Origin of the sequence: Dactylosporangium sp. NPDC000244, from assembly GCF_040300725.1 — a bacterium.
Lineage (GTDB): Bacteria > Actinomycetota > Actinomycetes > Mycobacteriales > Micromonosporaceae > Dactylosporangium.
Window position 1 is genome coordinate 31,785 of record NZ_JBEPEH010000050.1, and the last position, 26,372, is coordinate 58,156.

General features: G+C 69.7%; 24 protein-coding genes. 14 read left to right on the forward strand and 10 right to left on the reverse strand.

Annotation, left to right across the window (positions count from 1 at the left end; genetic code table 11):
* Positions 1-358: 358 nt before the first annotated feature.
* Together tkt and tal are read left to right on the forward strand one after the other, a co-directional pair.
* Complete coding sequence (gene tkt / locus ABT369_RS48935; RefSeq protein WP_350623938.1) at positions 359-2,419, forward strand: transketolase; 2,061 nt, start codon at positions 359-361, stop codon at positions 2,417-2,419.
* A 40-nt stretch (positions 2,420-2,459) separates the two neighbouring features.
* The gene (gene tal / locus ABT369_RS48940) at positions 2,460-3,533 is read left to right on the forward strand and encodes a transaldolase (RefSeq protein ID WP_350623940.1); all 1,074 of its coding nucleotides are present in this window, start codon (positions 2,460-2,462) and stop codon (positions 3,531-3,533) included.
* 58 nt (positions 3,534-3,591) lie between these two features.
* Here the strand turns inward: tal and zwf are convergent, their stop codons facing one another.
* Positions 3,592-4,992 carry a glucose-6-phosphate dehydrogenase gene (gene zwf / locus ABT369_RS48945; RefSeq protein ID WP_350623942.1) on the reverse strand — a complete coding sequence of 467 codons (1,401 nt, stop codon included), beginning with the start codon at positions 4,990-4,992 and terminating at the stop codon, positions 3,592-3,594.
* 386 nt (positions 4,993-5,378) lie between these two features.
* Here zwf and ABT369_RS48950 point away from each other — a divergent pair, with 386 nt between their 5' ends.
* On the forward strand, positions 5,379-5,753 hold the full coding sequence (locus tag ABT369_RS48950; RefSeq protein ID WP_350623944.1) for a DUF488 domain-containing protein: 375 nt from the start codon (positions 5,379-5,381) through the stop codon (positions 5,751-5,753).
* 22 nt (positions 5,754-5,775) lie between these two features.
* Here ABT369_RS48950 and ABT369_RS48955 read toward each other — a convergent pair whose 3' ends face one another.
* From ABT369_RS48955 to urtA, 8 genes are all read right to left on the reverse strand, one after another.
* Positions 5,776-6,351, reverse strand: a complete 576-nt coding sequence (locus ABT369_RS48955) for a TetR/AcrR family transcriptional regulator (RefSeq protein ID WP_350623946.1) — start codon at positions 6,349-6,351, stop codon at positions 5,776-5,778.
* Positions 6,348-6,914, reverse strand: a complete 567-nt coding sequence (locus ABT369_RS48960; protein ID WP_350624048.1) for a TetR family transcriptional regulator — start codon at positions 6,912-6,914, stop codon at positions 6,348-6,350. Before ABT369_RS48960 ends, ABT369_RS48955 begins: the two co-directional genes overlap by 4 nt.
* Positions 6,914-8,593: a purine-cytosine permease family protein gene (locus tag ABT369_RS48965; RefSeq protein WP_350623948.1), complete on the reverse strand. Its 1,680-nt coding sequence runs from the start codon at positions 8,591-8,593 to the stop codon at positions 6,914-6,916. The genes ABT369_RS48960 and ABT369_RS48965 overlap by 1 nt, the downstream gene beginning before the upstream one ends.
* Positions 8,594-8,682: 89 nt before the next feature.
* Positions 8,683-9,366, reverse strand: coding sequence for an ATP-binding cassette domain-containing protein (locus tag ABT369_RS48970; RefSeq protein ID WP_350623951.1), 684 nt, complete (start codon positions 9,364-9,366; stop codon positions 8,683-8,685).
* Position 9,367: 1 nt separating this feature from the next.
* The gene (urtD, locus tag ABT369_RS48975; protein ID WP_350623953.1) at positions 9,368-10,201 is read right to left on the reverse strand and encodes an urea ABC transporter ATP-binding protein UrtD; all 834 of its coding nucleotides are present in this window, start codon (positions 10,199-10,201) and stop codon (positions 9,368-9,370) included.
* On the reverse strand, positions 10,198-11,292 hold the full coding sequence (urtC, locus tag ABT369_RS48980; RefSeq protein ID WP_350623955.1) for an urea ABC transporter permease subunit UrtC: 1,095 nt from the start codon (positions 11,290-11,292) through the stop codon (positions 10,198-10,200). Before urtC ends, urtD begins: the two co-directional genes overlap by 4 nt.
* Positions 11,289-12,173 carry an urea ABC transporter permease subunit UrtB gene (gene urtB / locus ABT369_RS48985; RefSeq protein ID WP_350623957.1) on the reverse strand — a complete coding sequence of 295 codons (885 nt, stop codon included), beginning with the start codon at positions 12,171-12,173 and terminating at the stop codon, positions 11,289-11,291. The genes urtC and urtB overlap by 4 nt, the downstream gene beginning before the upstream one ends.
* A gap of 109 nt (positions 12,174-12,282) precedes the next feature.
* Positions 12,283-13,578: an urea ABC transporter substrate-binding protein gene (gene urtA, locus ABT369_RS48990; RefSeq protein WP_350623959.1), complete on the reverse strand. Its 1,296-nt coding sequence runs from the start codon at positions 13,576-13,578 to the stop codon at positions 12,283-12,285.
* Between the two features lie 674 nt (positions 13,579-14,252).
* Here urtA and ABT369_RS48995 point away from each other — a divergent pair.
* Genes ABT369_RS48995 through ABT369_RS49040 form a run of 10 tightly spaced genes read left to right on the forward strand, consistent with a single transcriptional unit; the run spans position 14,253 to position 24,018 of the window.
* Positions 14,253-15,620, forward strand: coding sequence for an ABC transporter substrate-binding protein (locus tag ABT369_RS48995; RefSeq protein WP_350623961.1), 1,368 nt, complete (start codon positions 14,253-14,255; stop codon positions 15,618-15,620).
* Between the two features lies 1 nt (position 15,621).
* Positions 15,622-16,560, forward strand: a complete 939-nt coding sequence (locus ABT369_RS49000; RefSeq protein ID WP_350623963.1) for a carbohydrate ABC transporter permease — start codon at positions 15,622-15,624, stop codon at positions 16,558-16,560.
* Positions 16,557-17,435 (forward strand): carbohydrate ABC transporter permease, encoded by an 879-nt coding sequence (locus tag ABT369_RS49005; RefSeq protein WP_350623965.1) that lies wholly within the window; start codon positions 16,557-16,559, stop codon positions 17,433-17,435. Before ABT369_RS49000 ends, ABT369_RS49005 begins: the two co-directional genes overlap by 4 nt.
* The gene (locus tag ABT369_RS49010; RefSeq protein ID WP_350623967.1) at positions 17,432-18,400 is read left to right on the forward strand and encodes a phosphotriesterase family protein; all 969 of its coding nucleotides are present in this window, start codon (positions 17,432-17,434) and stop codon (positions 18,398-18,400) included. The genes ABT369_RS49005 and ABT369_RS49010 overlap by 4 nt, the downstream gene beginning before the upstream one ends.
* The gene (locus tag ABT369_RS49015; protein ID WP_350623969.1) at positions 18,397-19,158 is read left to right on the forward strand and encodes an SDR family NAD(P)-dependent oxidoreductase; all 762 of its coding nucleotides are present in this window, start codon (positions 18,397-18,399) and stop codon (positions 19,156-19,158) included. The genes ABT369_RS49010 and ABT369_RS49015 overlap by 4 nt, the downstream gene beginning before the upstream one ends.
* A gap of 14 nt (positions 19,159-19,172) precedes the next feature.
* Positions 19,173-20,135 (forward strand): Gfo/Idh/MocA family protein, encoded by a 963-nt coding sequence (locus ABT369_RS49020; RefSeq protein WP_350624050.1) that lies wholly within the window; start codon positions 19,173-19,175, stop codon positions 20,133-20,135.
* Positions 20,132-21,214: an amidohydrolase family protein gene (locus tag ABT369_RS49025; RefSeq protein ID WP_350623971.1), complete on the forward strand. Its 1,083-nt coding sequence runs from the start codon at positions 20,132-20,134 to the stop codon at positions 21,212-21,214. Before ABT369_RS49020 ends, ABT369_RS49025 begins: the two co-directional genes overlap by 4 nt.
* A gap of 38 nt (positions 21,215-21,252) precedes the next feature.
* Complete coding sequence (locus ABT369_RS49030) at positions 21,253-22,389, forward strand: aminotransferase class V-fold PLP-dependent enzyme (protein ID WP_350623973.1); 1,137 nt, start codon at positions 21,253-21,255, stop codon at positions 22,387-22,389.
* Positions 22,386-23,222, forward strand: coding sequence for an MBL fold metallo-hydrolase (locus ABT369_RS49035; RefSeq protein ID WP_350623976.1), 837 nt, complete (start codon positions 22,386-22,388; stop codon positions 23,220-23,222). The genes ABT369_RS49030 and ABT369_RS49035 overlap by 4 nt, the downstream gene beginning before the upstream one ends.
* Complete coding sequence (locus tag ABT369_RS49040; protein ID WP_350623978.1) at positions 23,206-24,018, forward strand: IclR family transcriptional regulator; 813 nt, start codon at positions 23,206-23,208, stop codon at positions 24,016-24,018. Before ABT369_RS49035 ends, ABT369_RS49040 begins: the two co-directional genes overlap by 17 nt.
* A gap of 34 nt (positions 24,019-24,052) precedes the next feature.
* Here the strand turns inward: ABT369_RS49040 and ABT369_RS49045 are convergent, their stop codons facing one another.
* Positions 24,053-24,865: an IclR family transcriptional regulator gene (locus ABT369_RS49045; RefSeq protein WP_350623980.1), complete on the reverse strand. Its 813-nt coding sequence runs from the start codon at positions 24,863-24,865 to the stop codon at positions 24,053-24,055.
* Between the two features lie 249 nt (positions 24,866-25,114).
* Between ABT369_RS49045 and ABT369_RS49050 the strand changes: the two genes are divergently transcribed.
* Positions 25,115-26,338, forward strand: a complete 1,224-nt coding sequence (locus ABT369_RS49050; RefSeq protein WP_350623982.1) for an ABC transporter substrate-binding protein — start codon at positions 25,115-25,117, stop codon at positions 26,336-26,338.
* The last annotated feature ends 34 nt before the right edge of the window (positions 26,339-26,372 follow it).

The window sequence follows — 26,372 nt, forward strand, 5'->3', positions numbered from 1 at the left end:
GTCATCCTCGACCACCGTCGCACCGCGCGGGAGGCGAGCGGGATCAGATACGCACCGGATCCCGATGCCGACCTGGACGTCCCGCCCGCGAACGCGCCGCAACCTGGCAGAACCGCCGCCGCTAAGCAAGCTCTTGCGCGCCCGGCGCGCTGTCGGCCAGCCCTGGAGCATTCCCGTATCGGGTGCATCAGTCACGTCGCTTTACGACCCCGAGTAGCAGCTGTTCCTGGCGCGGAGGGCAGGACAATCGCTCGGTCCGGGTGAGTCTGCCGCAACCCTGTGGATATTGGTTTGTACGGTGCGGCTTGGGCCGTTGAGCAGGATTCATGCCAAGATCCACGATCCACTGGAGGTCATCTTGACCACCACGGCCATCGATCTGGACACACTATCCATCAACACCATCCGCGGCCTGTGCATGGACGCGATCCAGCGGGCGGAGTCAGGACATCCGGGTACGCCGATGGGGATCGCGCCGGTCGCGTACACGCTGTGGCAGCGATTCCTGCGGTTCGACCCGGCTGATCCGATCTGGCCGAACCGGGACCGGTTTGTGCTGTCCGAGGGCCATGCCTCGGCGCTGTTGTGGTCGCTGCTGCACCTGGCCGGGGTGCGCGCGGTCGATCCGGACTACGAGGTGCTCGGCCGTCCCTCGATCACCCTCGAAGACCTCAAGACGTTTCGCCAGCTCGACTCGCGCGCTCCCGGCCACCCCGAGTACCGGTGGACGAGCGGGGTCGAGACCACCACCGGTCCGCTCGGGCAGGGGGACGCGACCTCGGTGGGGATGGCCATCGCGAGCCGGTGGCTGGCGGCGCGGTACAACCGGGACGACTTCCACCTGTTCGACTTCGACGTGTACTCGATCACCGGCGACGGCGACATGATGGAAGGCGTCGCGTCGGAGGCGGCCTCGCTCGCCGGTCACCTGCGGTTGGCCAACCTGTGCTGGATCTACGACTCGAACCGGGTGACGATCGAGGGCTCCACCGACCTTGCGTTCACCGAGGATGTGGCCGAGCGGTTCCTGGCGTACGGCTGGAACGTGACGACCGTCGCGGACGCCAACGACCTGGACGCGGTGCAGCGGGCGCTGCACAACTTCAAGGCCGAACACGAGCGCCCGACGCTGGTCGTGGTGCACAGCCATATCGGGTACGGCTCCCCGGTCGAGGACACCGCGCAAGCGCACGGGGAGCCGCTCGGAGCGCAGGCCGTCCGGGAGACCAAACGGTTCCTCGGCATGCCCGAGGACGTCGACTTCTACGTCCCGGATCAGGTCTACGACGGCTTCGCCCGCAGTATGGCTGCACGTAGCAGCGCGGCGCGCGACGCGTGGCGGTCGAGCTTCTCGGCGTACCGCGGAAAGCATCCGCAGCTGGCCGACGAGATCGAGCGGATGCAGCGACGGGACCTTCCGGACGGCTGGCAGGAGGCGCTGCCCACCTTCCCGGCCGATGCGAAGGGGCTCGCCACCCGCGAGTCCTCGGGTCAGGTGCTCAACGCGCTGGCGCAGGTGGTGCCGTGGCTGCTTGGGGGATCGGCCGACCTCGCCCCGTCCACCAAGACTCGGCTGACCTTCCCCGGCGCCGGTGACTTCCAGGCCGGCGAGTTCGGACGCAACTTCCACCTCGGTATCCGCGAGCACGCCGCGGCGGCGATCGCCAACGGGATGGCGCTTTCAAAGCTCCGCCCGTACTGGTCGACCTTCCTGATCTTCTCCGACTACGCGCGTGGCGCGATCCGGTTGTCGGCGTTGATGGAGATCCCGACGGTGCACATCTTCAGCCATGACTCGATCGGGGTCGGCGAGGACGGCCCGACCCATCAGCCGGTCGAGCAGCTCGTCTCGCTACGAGCCACGCCGGGGCTGCTGGTGTTCCGTCCGGCCGACGCGAACGAGGTGGTCGAATCCTGGCGGGTGGTCGCCGGACTGCGACGCGAGCCCGCGGCGCTCGTGCTCACCCGGCAGCCGCTGCCCACCCTCGACCGCACCAAGCTGGCCGCCGCGGCCGGAGTCGCGAAGGGGGCGTACGTGCTGGCCGACCCGCCCTCCGGCGATCCGGACGTGATCCTGCTGGCGACCGGCTCGGAGGTGGCGCTGGCGCTCGCGGCACGCGACGAACTCACCGCCGAAGGTATCGCGGCCCGGGTCGTGAGCATGCCGTGCTGGGAGCTGTTCGACCGGCAGCCACGCCAGTACCGCGACGAGGTGCTGCCCCCGGCGGTCCGCGCCCGGGTCGCGATCGAGCAGGCGTCCACGCTCGGCTGGGAACGGTACGTGGGGGACGCCGGCGCGATCGTCGGCATGCACACGTTCGGCGCCTCCGCTCCACTCAAGCAGCTGCTGACCAAATTCGGGTTCACGCCCGACCGGGTGAAGCAGGTCGCCCGGGAGCAGGTGGCCGCGAACACCTGACCGTCGAGGCGGCCTCACCCGGACCCAGCAAGGAGGGGACGTGAAGGCAACCCAGACGCTGCACGAGCACGGGCAGAGCCTCTGGCTCGACAACATCACCCGGGGCATGCTCGACTCCGGCCAGATCCAGCACTACATCGACAAGTACTCGGTCACCGGACTCACGTCGAATCCGTCGATCTTCGACAAGGCGATCGAGTCCGGCTACTACGACGGCGCGATCCGGGAGAAGTCCGCGACCGGGTGCTCCGACGAAGAGTTGTTCTACGAGCTGGCGATCGAGGACCTGCGGCGGGCGGCGGACGAGTTCCTGCCGGTGCACGAGCGCACCGACGGCGTGGACGGCTGGGTGTCGCTGGAGGTGTCGCCGCTGCTCGCATTCGACACGGCGGGGACGATCGAGGCCGCCAAGGCGCTGCACGCACGGGCCGCGCGACCCAACCTGCTGATCAAGATCCCCGGAACGGCCGAGGGCCGGTCGGCGATCACCGAGTGCGTCGCGTCCGGGGTGCCCGTGAACGTCACCCTGCTGTTCTCACCCGAGCAGTACGAGGCCGCCGCGGACGCGTACCTGGCCGGCGTCGAACGCCGGCTCGAGCGCCAACTCGATCCCGCCGTGGGGTCGGTCGCCTCCGTCTTCATGTCCCGCTGGGATGTCGCGGTCGCCACCCGTGTACCGGAAGAGTTGAAGGACCAGCTCGGGCTCGCCGTCGGGCTCGCCACCTACCGGGCATACCGGCGGCTCATGGACTCCGACCGGGTGCAACGCGTGCAGAACTCCGGTGGCCGTATCCAACGGCTGCTGTGGGCCAGCACCAGGACCAAGGATCCCGCAGCCTCCGACACGCTCTACGTCCACGGGCTCGCGGCGCCGTTCACGATCGACACCATGCCCGACACCACGCTGCAGGCGTTCTACGACCACGGCGAGATAGGGGAGCCGATGCCCGCCGACGGCGACGACTGTGACGCGATGCTGGCCCGGTTCCGTGACGCCGGCGTTGACGCGGCCGGCCTCGCCGCGAAACTGCAATCTGACGGAGCGAAGGAGTTCGTCGCCGCCTGGAACGACCTCCTGGAAAGGATCTCTGCACAACGCGCCGCGGTCGCCTGACGTGTGCAAAACCCGCCGAGGGGAACGAACTTCCGGCTCAACCGCGGGGCAGGCGGCGTCATGGGCTGTCCGGCAGGTACCAGTGGTGCGGTGAGATGAGCTGGTAGACGGAGTCCGGGCCCCACGATCCGGGGTCGTACGGCTGCACGGGTGGTGGATCGTCCAGCACCGGGGCGGACACCTCCCAGAGCCGCTCGATGCCGTCGGCGCGGGTGAACAGCGACTGGTTGCCCAGCATCGCGTCGAGGAGGAGTCGTTCGTAGCCGGCCAGCGCATGTTGGGTGCAGAACGAGTCGGCGTACCGGAACGTCATGGTCGCCTCGCCGAGGCGCATGGCGGCGCCGGGCTCTTTGGCCAGCATGCGGGCCGCGATCCAGCCGGGGTCGTCGAAGTCGATCACCAGCTTGTTGCTGGGCGTGACGTTCGCGTCCGGATCCAGCGCGAACATCCGCAGGGCCGGCTGCTTGAGCCCGAGGGTGACGACCTGCCGCTGCTGCCCGAGTGATTTGCCGGAGCGCAGGTAGAACGGCACTCCCGACCAGCGCCAGTTGTCCACCTCGACCCGTGCGGCGACGAAGGTCTCGGTTTGCGAGCCGGGGTCGACGCCGGGCTCGTGGCGGAAGCCGCGGTACTGGCCGCGAACCACGTGGGTGGCGTCCAGGGGCGGCATGGCCTCGAAGACCTTGGTGGTCTCGTCGCGCAGCTGTTTGGCGGCCAGGGCGGTGGGCGGTTCCATCGCCACGAACCCCAGCACCTGGAGCAGGTGCGTGACGATCATGTCGCGGAACGTGCCGGTTTGTTCGAAGAACCCGGCGCGGCCCTCGATCCCGATCGTCTCCGGCACGTCGATCTGGACGTGGCTGATGTGGTCACGGTTCCAGATCGGCTCGAACAGTCCGTTGGCGAAGCGCAGGGCGAGGATGTTGTCGACCGATTCCTTGCCCAGGAAGTGGTCGATGCGGAACACCTGGGACTCGCCGAAGGCGGCGTGGATGGTGTCGTTGAGCGCGCGGGCGGACGCCACGTCGGTGCCGAACGGCTTTTCGACGATGACGCGTGCGTCACTGCTGGCCAGCCCGGTGCCGCCGAGCATGCCGATGGTGGGTGGGAAGCCCTGCGGCGGTACGGCGAGGTGAAACAGCCGGCGTGGACGCCCGCCGATGGCCTTCTCGGCCGCCGCCACCGCGTCGAGCAGCGGTTGCGGATCCTCCGGCGTCGCGGCGCCGAAGGACAATGATCCGGCGAACTCGTGCCACGCCTCGCCGGCCGGCTTCGCCAGCCCGAACTCGGCGACAGCGTCCTTGGCGTGCTGCCGGAACTGATCGTCGGTGAGTGCGGACCGGGCCGAGCCGACGATCCGATACCTGGCCGGCAGCAGGCCGGCCTGTGCCAGGCTGAACAGCCCGGGTAGTAACTTGCGTCTGGCGAGATCCCCGGTGGCGCCGAACAGCACGATCACGTGATCGTCGCGGGGGGCGCCCTCCCGCTGCGGTACAACGGATTCCCTGGTACCAGGCACTGCATACCGAACGCTCATGATCCCTGGTCACTCCGACGTTCCGGGTGTTACCTGCGTCGCCTGACCCATACCCGGCTCGGCGGGTCGTACACCGATGACCGCGCCGGTGGACTCATATCCGGCCTGTCCGCCACGTAGCGCCGGCTGCGCGCCTGCCTGTTCGATCTCGACGGCGTCCTGACCCCGACGGCGGCGGTACACGCGGCGGCGTGGAAGGAGACCTTCGGTCCCCAGCCTGGTTGCGACACGATCCCATCGCGTAGGCGCATGATGGGAAGAAGACGTCCACCGGCTCATACGAGTACGCTCAGCAGGGGAGTACCGCCATGACCAGGGACATCACATACCGCAGGATCTACGAGGAATCGTCGCCCGACGACGGCAAACGGGTGCTTGTCGATCGCATCTGGCCGCGGGGGATGCGCAAGGCGGACGCACATCTCGACGAGTGGCTGCGTGACGTCGCCCCTTCCACCGCACTGCGCCGCTGGTACGGCCACAAGCCCGGCCGCTTCGACGAGTTCCGCCGCCGCTACATCACCGAACTGCGCGAGCCCGAGCGGCGGCAGGCCGCAGACCATCTACGAGACATCACCAACCACAACAAGGTGACGCTGCTGACCGCCACCCGCGATGTCGACCACAGCGAGGCCGCTGTCCTCACCGAGTGGCTGGCCGGCGCCGGGACATCCAGGGCTTGATCCGCCGCGAGCCCCAGCACCTCTACGGGACGACGCGGTCGCGGATGCTGTCGAGCACCGCCTCCGCTGCCCATGCGGCTGCGTCGGCGATGTCACGCCGGTCCATGCCGAACTCGCGGCGAAACGTCACCCAGGTCGCGGCGGAGTCGAGGTGGGACAGCGCCGCGATGACCGCTCTGCGCTGCGCCGCGTCGAGGGATGGCACCTCGGCGTCCAGCAGCCGCTCGAGGTGTGCCCGGCCGAGTGATGGCGCCGCGCCGCTCACGCCGCGCATTGCCGTCTCGGCGACGACGTGCGCGAGCTCCGGCCGCTCGTCGTACCGCTGCATCGCGTCGCGGATCGCGAGGGGGATGTCGAAGATCGAGTGCGACTCCTCGCGGACGAACACCGTCGCCTCGATCCACGCTGCGGTCGCCAGCAGCAGATCGACCCGCGTGGGATAGTTGCGGAACACCGTGCGCTCGGCGATGCCGGCCCGGCGGGCGACGAGCCGGTACGACACGTCGTCGCTGCCGACTTCCTCGATCAGCTCGGCGTAGGCGGCGAGGATCGCCGCTTGCGTGCCGCTCAGCGCCGGGTCGGCCATCGACCCGCTCACGGCTCCGCCCACGTGGCGTCGGGCAGCCTCGCGAGCACGGTGCCCACGGCGCGATCGAACGCGTCGCAGATCTCGGCGGCATCCAGGTCGAAGCCCGTGCGCAGTCGCGCCCAGAACGTCGCCGACGAGAAGTAGCACAGGGATGCCGCGACCCGCCGCCGATCCCGCCGGTTGAGCGTCGAGGCCGATACGTCGAGCATCGCCTCGATCGCACGCGTGATGTAGGCGGGCTCGGCGTCGAGCGTCAGCGAGATCGTCGACGCCCGTGCGCCGACGAATGCGTACGCGGGCGACGCGTCGAAGGCGCGGAAACGATCGTGCACGGCAGCACGGAAATCGGCCACGGTCACGAACGGCGGCAGCGGGAAGTGGGTCTGCTCAATCCAGTTCGACAGTGCGGCGAGCAGGTGCGCACGCGTGGGGTACTGGCGGTAGACCGTGCGCTCCGAGATGCCGACCTCGTCGGCGAGGGCGCGATAGGAGATGTCGTCGAACGTGTGCTCACGCAGCAGAACCGCCGCGCTCGCCAGAATCGCGGTCGCGGTGTCGACCGGCTCCTCCATCACGTTCCCCTGCCTCGATCGGTCGCCCGGTGCGGGGGGCCGGTGACGTCCGGCGGAAGCACGTAGCGATCGGAATCGTCGAGCGTGAGCGCCAGCGACGAGACGTACTGCACCTGGCCGTGCGCCCCTCGCTGGGCCGAGGCCAGCATATCCGGTCGCTCGAACATGTATCCGGTGACGTGGCATCGCAGCCGCTCGCCCGAGGGGTTGCCGTGCTCGTCGAACAGGGGAGAGTCGATGCCGTCGGAGCGGCGGCGGAGGTAGTAGCGCCCCCGCGTGGCGAGGGCCATGACCGGCGTGGCGACGAACGCGACGCCGATCGCGATGAGCACCGAGAACGGCTTGACGGCGGTGCCGAGCAGCCCGGCGAACGCGAGCAGCGAAAGCACCGAAGCGAGCCCCACCGACACGAGCCCCACAGGGTTCCAGTCGTGCAGCATGCCACGGCGGAATTCCGGGAAGCGCGGCGAGATGCGCAGCACCCACTTGTTGATCGCGATATCGGTGGCGATCGTCACGAGCCACGCCATGACGACGTTCGCGTACAGGCTCAGGACGAAGGAGATGAGGGTGAAGACGTCCAGCATCATGAGCGCGTACGCGATCACAAGGTTGAGCAGCACGAAGATCGTACGACCCGGGTAGTGCTTTGCCACCCGGGTGAAGACGTTCGACCAGGCGAGCGAGCCCGAATACGCGTTCGTCACGTTGATCTTCACCTGCGCGACCACGATGAGCACGAGGGCGAGGACGATGGCGAGCCAGTCGGGGAACAGGGTCTGGTACATGCCGACGAACTGCTTGACCGGCTCGGTCGCGGAGTGCCCGAGGGTGGGATCGACCTTCACGAGGACGTAGACGGCGAGAAACACCCCGATCATCTGCTTGGTGCTGCTGAAGATGACCCAGCCCGGGCCGGACAATGCGAACGACGTCCACCACGAGCGGGCGTTCGACGGCGTGCGCGGCGGCATGGCGCGGATGTAGTCGATCTGCTCCGCCAGCTGCGGGGTGAGGGCGAAGCACACGGCCGCGCTCGAGACAACGGCGCCGAAACTGATCGAGCCGTCGGAGTTGCCGTTGAACGACGTGAAGGCGCGCACTGACCCGGGGTCGGAGACGATGATCCACAGCAGCGGCAGCAGGGCGAGGGCGAGCCACAGGGGCGTGGTCCAGAAGTGCAGGCGCTCCAGTGCACGCATGCCGTAGATGACGATCGGGATCACGACCACGGTCGAGATGAGATAGCCGAGCCACAGCGGCATCCCCGTCGCCACCTGCAGCCCTTGCGCCATGATGGCGCCCTCCAAGGCAAAGAAGATGCAGGTGAAGCCCGCGAAGACCACGGTCGTGATGATCGAGCCGTAGTAGCCGAATCCCGAGCCACGGGCGATGAGGTCGAGGTCGAGGTTGAAGCGGGCGGCGTAGTAGGCGACGGGTACGCCCACGATGACGATGATGACCGACGCGAACAGGATGCCGAGCATGGCATTGGCGGTACCGTGGTCGATGCCGACGGTCGCGCCGATCGAGAAATCGGCCAGGAACGCGATGGATCCCAGGGCTGTCGCGCCGACGGACGCCGCGCTCCAGCGCCGGAACGTGCGCGGCACATATCGGAAGGCATAGTCCTCGAGGCTGTCCTCCGCGGCCGCGCGCGCGTTGCCTGTCCTGCTCATCGTGGCATCCCCTCACGCGCCGGGCGTGGGGCATGTTCCGGGTTCGTTGTTTCGAACGTATTGCAGGCCCGGAAACCGGCAATGTCGGCTCAGATCGCCATGGCGGCTCGCACGGTGGAGACGGCTGCCGAGCCCCCCTCGTCGGTCTGGGTGACGAAGCCCGAGGCGAGCACGACGTAATGCTCAGCGGCCTCGAGGGCGAAGCCGATGTGCTGCTCGACGAGCAGCACGTTGATGCCCTCGCCGGCCAGCTGCACGATGGTGCGCTCGATCTCGGCGACGATGGTGGGCTGGATGCCCTCGGTCGGCTCGTCGAGGATGAGCAGCTTCGGCTCGGTGATGAGGGCGCGGGCGATCGCGAGCTGCTGGCGCTGCCCGCCCGAGAGCAGGCCTGCCTTCCGGGCGGCGAACTGCTCCAGGGCGGGGAAGCGAGCCAGCTGCGCGTCGATGAGGGCCTTGCCGCCCCGGCGGCCGTCGGCGACGAGCTGCAGATTCTCGAGCGTGGTGAGCTGCCCGAACGCCTGCTGCCCCTGCGGCACGTACGCCATGCCGCGAGCGACGCGCTTGTTGGGGGCGAGCGACGCGATGTCTTCGCCGTCGAAGTACACGCGGCCCTTCGTCGGCTTGATGAGCCCGATCGCGACCCGCAGCAGCGTCGTCTTGCCGGCGCCGTTGTGGCCGAGCACGGCCACGACCTTCCCGGCCGGCACCGTCACGCCGTGCAGCACCCGCGTGCGCCCGTAGCCGGCCTCGATGTCGGTGAGCTCGAGCATGTCAGTCCTCCTCCTGCTGCGTCCTGGCTGCCATCTCCGGCGAGCTTGCGAGCCCGACGGCTGCCGCTTCGGGCACGACCGACATCGCGGCCGTGGTCGCGGCGCCCGCAGTGCCGAGGTAGACCTCCTGCACCTTGGGGTCGGCCTGCACCTCGGCCACCGTGCCGTGCGAGAGCACCTTGCCCTGGTGCAGCACCGTCACGCGCGTGGCAAAGCGGCGCATGAAGTCCATGTCGTGCTCGACCACCAGCACAATGCGCTTCGCCGCGACGCGCTGCAGGAGCTCGCCGGTCGCGGTCCGCTCGTCCTGGCTCATGCCGGCGACCGGTTCGTCGAGCAGCAGCACCCTCGCGTCCTGCACGAGCAGCATCGCGATCTCCAGCCACTGCTTCTGGCCGTGCGACAGGATGCCGGCCGGCGTGGCGAGCTCGCCGGCGAGTCCTGTCTCCTCCAGCGCCTGCACGATCGACGGGTCGACGCCACGCCGGGTCCGTACCAGCGAGGCCCAGTGGCGGTGGCGTCCGGCGGCGATGTCGAGGTTCTGCAGCACCGAGAGCTCGTTGAAGACGCTGGCGGTCTGGAACGTGCGGCCGACCCCGAGCCGGACGATCTTGTGCACCGGCCTGCCGAGCAGCTCCTGCTCGCCGAGCCTGGCCGACCCGGTGGCCGCGGAGAGCCCTGTGATGGCGTCGATGCAGGTCGTCTTGCCGGCGCCGTTCGGGCCGATGAGGAACCGGACCTCGCCAGGGTGCGCGTCGAAGGAGACGCCGCCGACCGCGACGAAGCCCGAGAACTCGACGTGCAGGTCCGTGACGACGAGCGAGGCGCCGGTCACGACCTCGCCTCCTCGAGCTGCAGGGCGGCGGTCGCAGCTGCGGGCTGTTCACCCGGGCTCCGGCGCGCTGCCGTGAACCTGGCGAGCACCGACGACAGTCCTTTCGGCAGGAAGAGGATGACGACGATGAACAGCAGGCCGATGATGTAGGTCCAGCCGTCGGGCCAGGTGGAGCCGAGGCTCGACTGCCCCCAGCCGACCGCCATCGCACCGAGCGCGGGGCCGAAGAGCGAGGCGCGGCCGCCGAAGGCGACGCCCGCGATCATGAGGATCGAGGCGGCAGCACCGATCTCGGCCGGCGTGATGATGCCGACGATGGGCACGAACATCGCTCCGCCGATGCTTGCCATCAGTGCTGCGCCGACGAAGGCGACGAGCTTGATGTTGGCCGGGTCGTAGCCGAGGAATCGCACGCGCTCCTCGGCGTCCCGGGTGGCGACGAGGAGCTCACCGAAGCGGCTGCGGTAGAGCTGCCACACCACGAGCAGGCACACGACGAGCAGCGCGGCCGTGATGAGGTACACCATGTTTCTGTTCGCCGGGTCCTTCAGCACGAAACCGAAGAAGTACTTGAAGTCGCTGAGCCCGGTGTCGCCGCCGGTCTCGCGGATCGTGGAGCTGATCAGGGTGGCGAGCGCGACGGCGAGCGCCTGCGTCAGGATCGCGAAGTACGCACCCTTCACGCGGCGCTTGAACAGCGCGTAGCCGAGGATGCCGGCCACGACCACCGGGAGCAGCACGATCGCCAGCAGGGTGAACGCAGCGCTGCGGAACGGCTCCCAGAACGCCGGGAGCGGCGCGAGCGGGTCGTAGAGCACCATGAACCCCGGTACCCCGTCACCGGCGGTCTCCAGTGTGAGGTGCATGGCCATCGCGTAGGCACCGAGGGCGAAGAACACCCCCTGCCCCATCACGAGCATCCCGCCTCGGCCCCACGCCAGGCCGATGCCGACGGCGGCCATCGCCCAGCAGCAGTACTTGCCGAGGTTGCCGAGCCAGTGATCAGTGAGCACGAGGGGAGCGACCGCGAGGAGCAGGACGGCGAACACCCCGATGCCGGCGAGGGAAAGCCTTGGCTTCAGTTTGGTCATACCAGACTCCTGGTTCGCACCGTGAACAGGCCCTGCGGGCGCACCTGCAGGAAGACGATCACGAGGATGAAGGCAAACACCTGCGCGAGGCTGCCGGTCGTCCAGTAGGCGAAGCACGAGAGGACGACGCCCACCGCCCACGCGGCGACGATGGTGCCCTTGAGCTGTCCGATGCCGCCGGCGGCGACGACGAGAAAGGCCGGGATGATGTACTGCGCGCCCATCTGGGAGTTCGTGCCGCCGACGAGCGACGCGGCCACTCCGGCGACCCCGGCCAGCCCCGACCCGACGAAGAAGGTCAGGCGGTCGACGGTGCGGGTGGAGATCCCCGCGGTCTCGGCGAGGTCCCGGTTCTGCACGGTCGCCCGGATGCGGCGGCCGAACGAGGTGTACTTGAGCCAGGCCGCCAGCGCGGCGACGCAGACGGTCGCGAGCAGGATGGTGAACACCTGCCGCAGCGGCCAGTCGTAGCCGAGGATGGTCAACTGCCCGTCGAGCCAGCCTGGCTTCTCCACCGGGACGCCCTGGGACGGGAAGATCTGCAGCGCCGCCTGTTGCAGGATCAGGCTGACACCGACCGTGACGAGCAGGGTGTCGAGGGGCCTGCGATACATCCATTGGATGATGCTGACCTCCAGCAGGAGGCCGAACAGTCCGGCGACGACGAACGCGACCGGCAGCGCGAGCGGGATCGACAGGTCGCTGGAGTCGATGACCTGCTGGACGAGGTAGGCGGTGAAGGCGCCGATCATGAGGAACTCGCCGTGGGCCATGTTGATCACGCCCATCTGACCGAACGTGAGCGAGAGGCCGAGCGCGGCGAGCAGGAGCAGCGCGCCCTGGGCGCTGCCGTTCAGCAGCGGTGGGATCAATGCGTCCACGTGCTCTCGCTCTCTGTGCGGGGGTGGGTGTGCGGGGATTCGGAGCCGGGTACGCGGGGTTGCCTGCCGCAGGCGACACGCAACCCCGCGTCCGTGGGGGTGGGGCCGATCAGCCCGCGGCCTTCACGAGCTGGTCGCGGACGTTCGCCGGGAACCAGTCGTAGCCGTTGAGGAACGGGTCGGGCTTGATGAACTTGTCGGAGGACCAGACAATGTCGAACTGCTTGCTGGCGTTGATCTGGCCGATGTGACCCGGCTTTGAGATGTGGTGGTTCTCGCCGTCGAGCGTGACGGTGCCCTCCGGCGCGGCGAACGTGATGGTGCTCTTCTTCGCTGCGGCGTTCACCGCGTTGACGTCGAACGAGCCGGCCGCCTCGACGAGGGCCTTGTACAGGTACAGCGAGATGTAGGCGGCCTCCATCGGGTCGGAGGTGACGCCGCTGCTCTTGGGGTAGGCCTTCCAGCTGTCGATGAACTTCGGGTTGGTGTCGGTCTTGAGCGACTGGAAGTAGTTCCAGGACGCGTAGTGGCCGGTGACCTCGTGGCCCATGGCCGGCGCCTCCTCCTCGGCGATCGACACCGAGATGATCGGCGTCGTCGCCGCGGTGAGGCCGGCGTCGTAGTAGGCCTTGATGAAGCCGACGTTCGACGAGCCGTTGATGGTGTTGAAGATGAAGTCGGGCTTGGCCGCCTTGATTTTCGCCACCTGGGTGGTCCAGTCGTCCTTGTCGAGGGGTACGTACTCCTCACCGACGATCTGGATGCCGAGCTTGGCCGCGTAGAGCTTGATGATCGCGTTCGCGGTGCGCGGGAAGACGTAGTCGCTGCCGGCGAGGAACAGCTTCTTCACCCCCTTGGAGGCGAGGAAGTCCATCGCCGGGATGATCTGCTGGTTCGTGGTCGCACCGGTGTAGTAGATGTTCGGTGACGCCTCAAGGCCCTCGTACTGCACCGGGTAGAAGAAGAGGCCGTTGTTCTTCTCGACGACCGGCTTGACGGCCTTGCGGGAGGACGAGGTCCAGCCGCCGAAGATCGCGCCGACGCAGTCCTGGGTGAGCAGCTTCTCGGTCTTCTCCGCGAAGGTGGGCCAATCGGTGGCGCCGTCTTCCTGGATGTACTGGATCTTCTTGCCGAGGATGCCGCCGCCGGCGTTGATCTCGTCGGCGGCCATGTGCAGCACGTTGGAGACGGTCTTCTCGGAGATCGCCATGCCGCCGGTGAGGGAGTTGAGGAAGCCGAGCTTGATGGTGCTGCCGGAGGTGTCGACGCAACTGGGTCCGGCCGACTTGCTGCTGGACGTTTCGTCGCCGGCGCGGGCGCCACAGCCGGCGAGCACGAGGGCGACGGTCGTCGCGAAGGCGCCCGTGGCGACAAGCGTGCGCAGCCGCTTGCTGGTGGTGGACATATGCGGGAACTCCGTTCCTGGTCAAGGAGGCGTGACGCCGGGGTCGCGGCACAGCGGATGGTGCGGATGTTCATGTCCCGGGCCGAGCCGCCGGCGTCCCAAGCGCCCAGCCCGGTATCGCCAACGAGGTGCAGCCGGCTGCTGCAGGTGAGAGCAGATTGGTCCCGTGTCATTGCTCTGACATTTCTCGACCGTTCCAACTATGTAACCGGCCCCCGGCAGAGCTGCGTTGGCTTCGGAAATGCACGGAATATCGCGGAAGGGCGATGTCAGAGTTCTGTCGCGCCCGAGATGGTGGGCGGCGTGGTGGCACACTTCTGACATTCAGGAGGGCTGATGCACGGCATCCCGCTGAGACGGTGTTGCGCGATCGGCGGGCGGCCCAGGACGCGATGAGCACGTCGTCGGGCAGCGGGTCATCGCGGCGAGCGCCGTCGCGACGGCTTGGAGGTCGGCGCGGATGTAGGTGGTGGTTGCTGATCCGGTGGTGTCGGCGCCGAAGTTCGCGTCGGGGTGATTTTGGCGAGGGCGCGTTGGCGGAGGTCGGCGCTCGGGTGCCGGCGGCGACGTCGCGACGAAGCCGCCTCTTGCTTGCGCCCCGCTGACCTGGTACGAATGCTCAACTCAGAACTTAGGTTCATGTATATGAACCATCTGGCCGGCCGGAGGGTCACATGGATGAGCGGCGCTCGATCCCGGGCTTGTTCTCTGCCAGCACGTCGATCTCCCGTCGGAGCCTGCTGCGCGGCGCGCTCGCGGCGGGCCTGACCGTTCCCACGGCATCGCTGTTCGCTGCGTGCGGCGGTGCGTCCACGCCGAAGACCAACGACACTCCCGGCACGCTGTCGATGACCGCCTGGGAGGCGTACCCGGACCAGATCCGCACCCTGCTGTCGTCCTTCAAGGACCAGTCCGGCGTGGGCGTGGATCTGTCCCTCATCCCGAACGTCGGCTACGGCCCGGCCCTGCAGACGCGGCTGCAGGGCGGCCAAGCGATCGACGCCTTCTACAACTTCGCCTACGCCTCGACCAAGTACGTCGACGCGGGCTGGGCCGGAACGCTCAACAAGTTCGCCGGCGTCGAGGACATGCTGGGCGACATGTTCCCCGCCTCGGCGGCCCGGCACCGGCTCGCGGACGGCCGGATCATCAGCGTCCCGTACTTCTCCGCGGTACACAGCCTCATGTACAACCAGAGCCACCTGCAGAAGTACGGCATCAGCGCACCTCCGGCCACGAAGGAGGAGGTGTACGAGCAGTGCAAGAAGCTCAAGGCCGCCGGGGTGGCCAGCCCGTACGCGGGCTACTGGACCAAGCAGTTCCTGGAGGAGTACTTCCTCGTCTACCTGCTGGCCGACGGGATCACGCCGTTCGACCCCAAGGGGGCCCCGGTCTTCGCCGACGACGCCAAGACGCTCAGCGTCATGGAGTGGTGGAAGGCGATGTACCAGGAGGGACTGACGTCCAAGGAGGTGCTCACCGCCGACCCGGGCGCGCACGTCACCGCGATGGCGCAGGGCAACTCCACGTTCTACACGCTGCACCACTACTTCCTGCAGATCATCCGCACGACGGAGGGTCCCGAGTCGAAGAACGTCACGATCTCGTATCGCCACCCCGGCATCACCGGCAAGACGCTGCAGATCGGTGAGGTCATCCAGATCGGGGCCACGGCCGGCGGCGCGCGGGCCGAGGACGCCTGGAAGCTGCTGAAGTTCTACGGCTGGAAGGACGAGGCCGGCAAGTACTCCACCTTCACGTCCTGGGCGAAGGCGGCGGCGCTGCTCGGCCCGTACCCGGGGCTGTTCAAGGACAAGGATTTCCTGGCCGCATTCCCGGACTACTACGACATGTCGAAGCTGGAGGACGCCTTCGCCAACCAGAGCGACGTGGTCCCGGCGCGGGTCGCCCCGTGGTACGCCGCGTTCCAGGTCAAGGTCGGCGACCGGCTCCAGGCGATGCTGCTCGGCCAGGCCGGCGTCAAGGACACCGTCGACGGGCTCGCCGCGGACGCCAAGAACCTCGCCGCCGCGGGCAGCTGACATGGCCGGGACGACGGCCGAGACGATGGCTGCGGCCCCGCGGCGGCGCACGTCACCGCGGGCCCGGGCGAACGCCCGCTTCGGGCTGGTCCTCGCCGCCCCGGCGCTGGTGTTCGTGCTGGGACTGGTCGCCTGGCCGGCGATCCGCACGACGATCTACTCGCTGCAACGGGTCAGCTTTCGCGGCGAGGCGCGGTGGGCGGGGTTCGCGAACTTCCGGACGCTGTTCGCCGACGAGCAGTTCCGGCATGCGCTCACCACAACGGTGCTCTACGCGGTCGGCTTCCTGCTCGTCTCCACGCTGCTGGGGCTCGGGTTCGCGCTGCTGCTCAACACCGGCTTCCGCGGCCAGTGGCTGGCACGCAGCCTGCTCATCGTCCCGTGGGCCTGCCCATGGGTGATGGTCGGCATGATCTGGAAATGGTTCGTCGACGGTGAGGTGGGCGCGCTCAACGGCGCACTCCTGGCCCTCGGCCTGGACGGCGTGGCGCCGCTGTCGGACAGCACCGGCGCCCTCGTCGTCGCGATCCTCGCCGGGGCCTGGCGGCAGGCGTCGTTCACCGGGCTGCTGTTTCTGGCCGGGCTGCAGACGATCCCGCGGGAGGTGCCGGAGGCCGCGATGGTCGACGGAACCAACGCCTGGCAGCGGCTGCGGCACCTGACGCTGCCCTGGCTGCGGCCGGTCATCGTCGTCGTGGTCATCATCAACACGATCTTCGGGTTCATGCAGTTCGACACGATCTGGGCGCTGACCCAGGGCGGCCCCGGCGACGCCACCTCGGTGCTGTCGATCTACCTGTACCAGCAGCTGTTCGTCTACACGAACACCGGCCTCGGCTCGGCCACCGCCGTCGTCCTCGGCGGCATCGCGCTCGTCCTCGGGTTCGTGTTCGTCAAGCTGCTGTACCGCTCGAGCACGATCACGGAGGGCGTCGAGTGAAGCGCTCACGGCTCGCCTCGCTCGGGATCTACATCGGGTTCGCGCTGTTCCTCGTCTGGATCCTGTTCCCGCTGTACTTCACCGTGCTGAGCAGCTTCATGACGCCCTCGGAGATCGGCGCCAAGCCGTTCCACTGGTGGCCGCACGACCCCACGCTGGCCAACTATGCCGCCATCTTCACCGGCAACAGCGCGCCGTTCTCCACCGGGCAGGACGGCGGGATCGTCTCGAGCACCGACGCGGTCGCCCGGCTGATGCCGGCGATTGCCCGCAGCCTGGTCGTCGTCGTCGTCGTGGTCGCCAGCAACCTGGTCATCGCCGGTGCCGCCGGATACGCGTTCTCGCGGTACGAGTTCCGCGGCTCGCGCCTGGCGTACCTGCTGCTGCTCGCCTCGCGGGTGGTGCCGGCCATCGCGATCGTGCTGCCGTTCTTCGTCGCCTTCCGGCAGCTCGGGCTGCTCAACACGTCGCTCGCCCTGATCATCAGCTACAACGCGTTCACGCTGCCGTTGGCGATCTGGCTGCTCAAGACGTACTTCGACAGCGTGCCCAAGGAACTGGAGGAGGCCGCCGAGGTCGACGGCGCGTCCCGGTTGCGCTGCCTGCTGGTGGTCGTCACCCCGATCGCCCGGCCCGGGCTGATCGCCGCCGGCCTGCTGGTCTTCCTGGAGGCGTGGAGCGAGTTCTTCTACTCGCTGGTGCTCACCAACGCCCTCACGGTACCGCCGGTCGTGGCCGGCCTGCAGAACCTCCAGCAGTTCTCCTGGACGACGCTGGCCGCGGCCACCATGTTCACAGTCGTCCCGCCGGTGCTCATCGCGCTGGCGTTTCAGCGGTACATCGTGACAGGTCTCGCCGCAGGGAGTGTGAAATGACCGAAAGTCTTGCCGGAAAGGTCATGACGGTCCTCGGGCCGATCGAGCCCGAGGACATGGGCAACACCCTCAGCCACGACCACGTGCTGGTCGACGGGTGGGGCCTGCGCCAGCTGTACGAGGCCATCCTCGACGACGAGGAGATCGCCGTCGAGGAGGTCCGCCGGTTCGCGGCGGCCGGCGGCCGGACGATCTGCGACCCGACGAACATCGGGCTCAAGCGCGACCCGCAGGCCCTGCGCCGGATCAGCGAGGCCAGCGGCGTCAACATCGTGATGGGCGCCGGCTGGTACCGCGAGGTCGTCTACCCGGACTACATCACCACCGACAGCACCGAGGCCCTCGCCGACCGCCTCGTCGCCGAGATCACCGACGGCGTCGACGGCAGCGGCATCCGCCCCGGCTTCATCGGCGAGATCGGCACCGAGCGCGGCCACATCACCCCGCACCAGGAGCGGGTGTTCCGCGCCGCCGGCCGGGCCCACCGCCGCACCGGCTGCCCGATCATGACCCATACCACCCACTGGGGCGAGCTGGCCCTCGAGCAGCTCGACCTGCTCGCCGAGGAGGGGGTCGACCCGGCTCGCGTCATCGTGTCGCACCTGGGCGACCGGCGCGGGACGAAGTGGTGGCTGCCGATCGCCGAACGGGGCGCCTGGCTCAACATCGACAACCTGGCCTTCGTGCAGGGTTACGCGCCCCTGTCGTTCCGGGCCGACAACGTCGCCGAGCTGACGGCCATGGGACTGGCCGGGCAGCTGATGCTGTCCAACGACATCTGCGAGCTGGGCCAGCTCGCCGCGTACGGCGGACCGGGCTACGCCAACGTGATCGAGACCTTCCTGCCCATGCTGCGCGACCGGGGAGTGTCCGAGGAGGACATCCACCGCATGACGGTCGCAAACCCCGCCCGGGCGTTCGCGTACGCGGCGGCGCCCGCCACAGAACCTGGAGAACAACCGTGAGCACAACAGCAGTCGTGGTCGGCGCGGGCCGGGGCATCGGGCAGGCGATCGGCGAGGACCTCGCCCGCGCCTGCCCCGGCGACCGGCTGGTCCTCGCCGACATCGACGCCGCCCTCGTCGAACGCGTCGCGGCCACGTTGCGGGTGCAGGGTGTCGAGGCGACCGCCCGCCACGTCGATGTCACGGACGAGCGATCGGTACAGGATCTGGTCGCCGAGACCGCCGAGGCGGACAAGGTCGCGATCGCCGCCGGGGTCTTCGACAGCTCACCCACCCTCGACGTCACCGTCGCCGACTTCGAGCGCATCCTGCGGGTCAACACGATCGGCTGCTTCGACGTGGCCCGCCGCTACGCCGCCGGCATGGCCGCTCGCGGCGGCGGGTCCATCGTGGCGGTCGCGTCGGTCGCCGCGCGGATGCCCCGGATGCGGCAGGCCGCCTACGCGGCGTCCAAGGCCGCCCTGCGCCAGTCGCTGCGGGTCCTCGCCTTGGAGGTCGCCGGCAGCGGGGTCCGGGTCAACACCGTCTCGCCCGGGCCGACGGACACGGAGATGATGCGGCAGCTCGCCAGCGACCACGCCTCCGTCGACGACCTCGCCGACGGTAGCCTGCTGGCGTTCCGCCCCCGGATCCCGGCCGGCCGGGTCGCCCGCGGCAGCGACGTTGCCGCCGTGGTGCGCTTCCTGCTCTCGGCGGAGAGCTCCCACGTCCTGCTCGGCGACATCGTCGTCGACGGTGGCGAGCTGCTGGGCATGTGAGGAGCGACGTCGTGATGAGGCTTGGCATCGTCGGTGCCGGGATCATGGGCGCCAAGGTGGCGGCGAGCGCCGGAGGGCTGCCCGGGGTGCGGGTCACCGCCGTCGCCGACCCGGTTGCCGGACGCGCCGCCGCGCTGACCGACCGGTCGGGCGGCATCCCGTTCGCCGGCTTCCGAGAACTGCTCGACTCCGGCGCGGTCGACGCCGTGTACCTCGGGCTGCCCCACGACGGCCACGCCGACGCTTGCGTCGAGGCGGCGGCACGGGGCGTCCACGTCCTGATCGACAAGCCGCTGTGCAACACCGTTGCCGAGGCGGACCGGATCATCGCGGCCCGGGACGCGGCCGGCATCGTGCTCATGGTCGGGTTCAGCTACCGGTTCCGGGCCGAGTGGCTCGCGGCCCGACGGCTGGTCGCCGACGGCGTGGTCGGGGAGCCGCTGTCGGTCACCGACGTGATCGTCGAGGCGACGCCCGGCACGCCGCACTGGTACTGGGACGCCGGCCGCGGTGGCGGGATCCTGCAGCTGCAGTCGCACCACTGCTTCGACCGGCTGCCGTGGCTGGTCGGCCTGCCCCTGGCCGAGCTGACCTGCCGCACCACCGGCCTGGCCGGGGAGGCCGAGTCGGCGGCCGCGATCACCGGGACGTTCGCGTCGGGCGCGGTCGCCGGGATCGCGCTGTCGTTCGGCCGCACGCACGTGGCCGGCCCCCGGTCGCTGACCGTCGTGCAGGGCAGCGCCGGGCAGCTGCGGATCGAGCAGGGCGGCACGCTCGCCGCGTCGTCCACGGCGGGGGAGCGGGCCGAGTCGTACGCCGGCGACGACTGGCTGCACCGGCAGCTCTCGGCGTTCGTGGCGGCCTGCGCCGGGTTGGAGCCCGCCGTCCCGGCCGCCGAGGACGGGCGGCTGGCCGTGGTCTGCGCCGCCGCGGCGGCTGAGTCGGCCCGCACCGGGCAGCCGGTGAGGCTGTCATGACCGGGTTCGTGCTCCGCGGCGGCCTCGTCTGCGACCCCGAGACCGGCACCCTGGCCCCGGGGGACCTCGTCGTGCGCGACGGGCGGATCGCCGCCACCGCGGACCCGGCGGACCGGGTCGTGGACGTGTCGGGGCTGGTGGTGACGCCCGGCCTGGTCGACCTGCACACGCACGTCTTCGTCGGCCAGGATCTCGGTGTCGACCCGGACGTGGTCGGCCCGCCCAGCGGGGTCACGACCATGGTGGACACCGGCAGCGCCGGCGCGCACCTGTTCGGGGCGTTCGTCCGCGGTACGGTCGAACGGGCCCGCACCCGGATCGGCGCGTTCATCAACATTTCCACCGTCGGCACCACGAGCATCCTGCTCTCCGGAGAGCTCAAGACCCTCCCGTACGTCGACCCCGCCGCCTGCCGCGCGGCGATCGCCGAACACCGGGAACGGATCATCGGCGTGAAGGTCCGGGCGTCAGCCGACGTCGCCGGCGACAACGGCGTCGTCGCCCTGGACCGGGCTCGCGAGGTCGCCGACGCCGAGGGGCTGCCGCTGATGGTGCACCTCGGGCCTCCGCCGGCGTCCCTGGCCGACATCCTGGCCCGGCTCGGCCCCGGCGACGTCCTCACGCACTGCTTCACCGGCCTGTCCGGCACTCCGTACACCGAGCGCGGCCGGGTCATCGACCTGGTCCGCGAGGCCCGGCAGCGCGGCGTGCTCTTCGACGTCGGGCACGGCATGTGCGGATTCGACCTGGAGCAGGCCCGGGCCGCGGTCGGCGCCGGGTTCCTGCCCGACACGATCAGCTCCGATCTGCACACCTACTCCCGCGACATCGTCGGCGGCCTGCCGGACGTGATGGCGAAGTTCCTCGGGCTCGGCGTCACCCTGCCCGAGGTGGTCCGCCGCACGACGGTGGCGCCGGCCCGGGTCGCCGGGCTGGACGGCGCCGGCATCGGGACGCTCCGCGCGGGTGCACCGGCCGACGTCGCGGTCCTGCGGGTGACCGAGGACCCGGCACCGGCCGTCGCGGCTGTGCTGACCGTCCGGGCCGGCGAGATCGTGTACCGCGCCGAACCAATCTGAAGGGGCATCAACACGTGGACATCTATACCGAACTGGGCGTGCGAACCATCATCAACGCGGTCGGGCCGGCCACCCGGCTGGGCGGCCTGCCGCTGTCCGACGAGGTCGTGGAGGCGATGCGGGCGGCGGGCGCACGCAATGTGCGCATGGACGAGCTCCAGGAGGCCGCCGGCGCCGAGATCGCCGCCCTGCTCGGCGCGCCCGCCGCCTACGTCACCAGCGGCGCCGCCGCGGCCCTGAGCCTCGCCACCGCCGTCTGCCTCGCCGGCGACCGCCCGGCGGCCATCGACGTGCTGCCCGACGTCGCCGGGCCCCGCCGCCGGGTCATCATCCAGCGGGCCCACCGCGACCCCTACGACCACGCGCTGACCGCCGCCGGCGCGGACCTGGTCGAGATCGGCTACCCCGGCTCGACCCGCCCCGACGAGCTCGCCCGCGAGCTCGACGAACGGGCCGCGCTGGTGCTGTGGCGGCCCGGCCGCGGCGGCGACCACCTCGGCATCGCCGAGGTCTCGGAGCTGGCCCACCGCGCCGGCGTGCCGGTGCTCGTCGATGCCGCGATGGACGTACCACCCCTGGCGAGGCTCGCGGAACTGCTCGACGGCGGCGCCGACCTGGTCGCGATCAGCGCCGGGAAGGCGTTCCGGGGCCCGCACACCGCCGGGATCCTCTGCGGCCGGGCCGACCTGGTCGGCGCCGTCGCCCTGCACCACCAGGACATGGACATCCGGCCCCGCACCTGGCAGCGCTCGGAGATCACCGGCGCCGACCCCGTCCGCGGCCGGCACGGCATCGGCCGGGGCATGAAGGTCGGCCGCGAACAGATCATCGGCCTGCTCGTCGCCCTGCGGGCGTTCGTCCGGGACCCGGACGCCCACCACCGGCACGGGGCGCAGGAGCTGGCCGACGTCCGGGCCGCGCTGGAGGCCGACGCCCGGTGCTCGGTCCGGGATGGCTACGAGCACCACCTCGACGTGCCGGTCCTCGAGATCGACCTGTCCGCGTCCGGTCGCGACGCCGATGACGTGGTGCGGGAGCTGGACCGGGGCACGCCCCGCATCCACGTCGGCGAGGACCGGGCCTGGCAGGGCGTGCTCGTCGTCAACCCGATGGGACTGCGGCCCGGCGACGGTGCCGCGCTCGCGAAGCGGCTGGTCGAGGTGCTCGACCAATGACGAGCCCGTGGCGGCTGGCGGCGGCGCCGGTGGCCCGCATGCCGATCGTGGGCTCGGCGGCGTTCTTCGGCCGCAACGACCCCGGCTTCCACGACCTGTGGTTCTACGTCTGGCTGGTCACCGACGGCGAGCGGACCGGGCTGATCGACACCGGCCTGCCGATCGGCGACGCCGACCGGGCGGCGCTGGAGAGGGCCAACCAGGCCCTCGACCCGCGATGCGCGTTCCACGACGTGCGGCTGCTGCCGGAGGCCCTCGACGTGCTCGGGGTCCGCGGCGAGGATGTCGACTTCGTCCTGCTCACCCAGACGGTCACGTACCACACCGGCGGTCTCCTGCCGGACCTGCTCCCGCGGGCCACGATCTACGCCTCGTACGCCGGGGTACGGGAGATGCTGTGCGCGCCGCCGGGGCACCCGCCGACCGAGTTCTACTTCACGGGCGGCACCTGGTCGCTGCTGCGGGACCTGGCGGTCGCCGGGCGGCTCGTGCTGACCGACGGGCCGGTCACCGTGGCGCCGGGGCTGGAGTTCGAGACGACCGGCGGCCACCACCCGGGGTCGGCCGGCGTCCGGGTCCGCTGCGCCGACGGCGTGGTCGGCCTGCTGGAGACGGCGTTCTTCGACCGCAACATCGCCGAGGAGCTCCCGATCGGCATCGCCGAGGACGCCGCCGGGTGCCGGCGGGCCATCAAACACTATCGACGCGTGTGTGATGAGGTGGTGGCGTTGCACGACCCGGGCAACGCGGCGCGGTTCCCGATCGAACCTGGGCGGGACAGCCGGTCATACCTCAGCACGCAAGGAGGCCAGCGTCATGACCGCCACCCGTGACACCTCGCCGAACGTCCAGTCCACGACCGGCGTCAAGTCGGCCGAGCGGGCTCTGGACCTTATGGAGTACCTCGCGGCGCACCGCTCCGGCGCGACGTTCCCGCAGATCAGCCAGGACCTGGGCTTTCCCAAGAGCAGCCTGCACGCGCTGCTGGGTACGCTGGTGGGCCGCGGCTGGGTCTATCTGGATGAGGAGCGGCGGCGCTACCGGATCGGGGTGCGGGTCTGGGAGACCGCGCAAAGCTTCGACTACCTGGACAGTCTTGCCCGCCGGGCCGAACCGTACCTGCGGGCGGCCCGCGACGAGCTCAACGAAACCGTGCAGCTCGCCGTGCTCGACGGCATCGACAACGTCTACATCGCCAAGGTCGAGGCCGACCATCCGCTGCGGCTGGTGTCCCGGGTCGGGATGCGGCTGCCCGCCTACGCCACCGGCCTGGGCAAGGTGCTGCTGGCCCATCTTGATCCGGCGGACCTGAGGGCACGCCTCGAGGGCGTGAGCATGCGCAGGTTCACGCAGCACACCGTCGCCACGTGGCAGCAGCTGCTCGAGCGGGTCCAGGACATCCGTGAGCGCGGCTTCGGCGAGGACGACGGCGAGTACACCCCCGGGGTCTTCTGCGTCGCCGTACCGGTCAGGGACGGCACCGGGCGGGTGGTGGCCGCGATGAGCTGCTCCATCCCCCGTGTCCGGCTCGGTGAGGGGCCGGCGCACCGGGACCACCTGGTGAACACGCTGACCCGCCACTGCGAGGCGATGTCTCGTGACCTCGGCTGGCGAGGTGGTGGCCAGTGACCGGTGTTCGTCCACATCAGAGCGTCGGCGGCGCTCAGGACAGGGGGGCCATCAGCGAGGCGAGCCGGCCTGCGCAGGCTCGCAGCGCCGGCAGGTATCGCTGGGCGCGGTCGCCGGCAGTGCCCGCGCGGGCCGAAGGGACGGAACAGCTCACGGCGGCGACGACCGCCCCCGACTCGCTGCGCACCGGCACGGCGACGCAGTAGAGCCCGACGGTGTACTCGCCGTCGTCCTCGGCGAACCCGTTGGTCCGCACGGCCGCGAGCCGGCGCAGCAGTTCGGCCTTGTCGCCGACGGTGCTCTTGGTGAACCGCTGCAACGTGACCCCGATCAGCCGGCGGCGCAGCTCGCCCGCGGGCAGGCCGGCCAGCAGCACCTTGCCCAGCGCCGTGGTGTGCGCGGGCAGCCGCAGGCCGACGCCGGAGACCAGGCGCAGCGGATGGTCGGACTCCTCCTTGGCCAGATAGACGTTGTCGAGGCCGTCCAGGACGGCCAGCTGCACCGTCTCGTTGAGCTCGTCACGCAGCGCGCGCATCTCGGGTCCAATGAGGACGGTGATGTTCCGGTTGTGTGCGTACGCCTGCCCGATTTCCCAGGCGTGCAGCCCGACCCGGTAGACCCGGGAGTCCGGGTCCATGACCAGGTAGCCGTTGTCCGACAGCACCCGCAACAGCCCGTGCAGGCTGCTGCGGGGGAGCTGCAGGGCGGTGCGGATACCGCTGGCGTCGATCCCGTCGGTGTGCCGTGCGACCAGGTCCAGGATCTGCAGTACCCGCTCGGCCGACTTGATGGAGCCGGCCGGAGCCGCGGCGTCCGCGGCGTCAAGAGATCGGGTTGTCGGCGCCATGGTTTCCGTCCGCCTTTGTCCGTGGGTCGAGTCCCGAGCAGGGTGCCACACGCGTCCGATCGTAGGCAATCAACCGCTACTGAGCTGTATGAATAGGCACTGCGTTCAGATATCTGAATGGCTATTCCCATACCCGATCACCGCGTCTACAGTCGTGGACCAAGTCCCGCGTCCCTCCGACACACCAACTGCCACACGAGGTGGACTGGAATGTTGAGACACCGATCCGCACTTCTGGCGGCCGCTGTCGTGGCTTCGCTGAGCCTGACGGCCGCATGCGGCGACACCGACGAACCCACCAAGTCCGCCCAGGACGGCGGCACCCTTGAGATCGCCCACTGGGACCTGCTGGCACCGAGCTACGGCGCGAAGATGTGGGAGACCTTTCAGGGCTACCAGCAGCAGAACGCAAAGGCGACGCTGACCAAGCAGGAAATCACCCGGGCCGACTACGAGACCACGATCAAGACGCAGATCGCCGCGGGTGGCGGCCCCGACGTGTTCGCCGTCGCCGACACGTTCCTGCCCGAGCTCGCCGAGGCGGGCGTCCTCGAACCGCTCGACGGCGTCTTCGGCGCCGACGCGAAGCTCAACGTCACCAACGAGGGCGGCAAGTGGCGCGGCAAGCAGCTCGCCATCACCGCCCAGATCGCGCCCTACGCGTTGCTGTGGAACAAGGACATCCTGGCCCAGGCCGGCGTCCAGCCGCCGACCACGCCTGAGGAGCTCGTCACGGCGGCGAAGACCATCAAGGAGAAGACGGGCATCACCGGCTTCGCGGTGCGCCACCGCATCGCCGAGGAGAACCCGTGGTGGATCGACTTCAACAACTGGCCGCAGGGCTTCGGCGGCGGCTGGTCCGACGGCAAGACCCTCACCATCGACCGGCCGGAGAACATCGCCGCGCTCAAGGCCTACAAGGCCGTCTACGACTCCGGCGCCTTCGCCGTGGGTGACGACGCGTCGACCTTCCGCACGAAGTTCAAGGAGGGCAAGCTGGCGATGCTCATCGACGCGACCGGCGCGCCGACCGCGATGATCAGCGACAAGGTGCCGGGCACCTCCATCATGTCCTCGAAACTGCCGTTCCCGGGCAAGAACACCAGCCAGGTCGGCATCTACTTCGTCGTCAACAAGCACTCCAAGAACAAAGACCTGGCCAAGGACTTCCTGCGCTGGCTGGTTCAGCCGCAGCCGCAGCAGAAGCTCTCCGAGGTCATCGGCAACGCCTCGACCGTGGCCGTCGACACGACCGTCCCCGAGGCGTACGTGAAGGCCAACCCGTGGGTCACCGCCTACCGGGAGAACGCGCCGTTCTCGCACGACGCCGTGGTGGACGGGTTCGAGGCCAAGACCCCGCAGATCCGCCACATCGTGCTGCAGTGGGTCGAGAAGGTGCTGCTGCAGAACGTCCCGCCCGAGGAGGCCCTCGCCAAGGCGGCCCAGGAGGCCAAGGCAGCGGTCGGGGGCTGACCCGCCGCCGGCGCGGTAGGTGCCGGGCCGACCG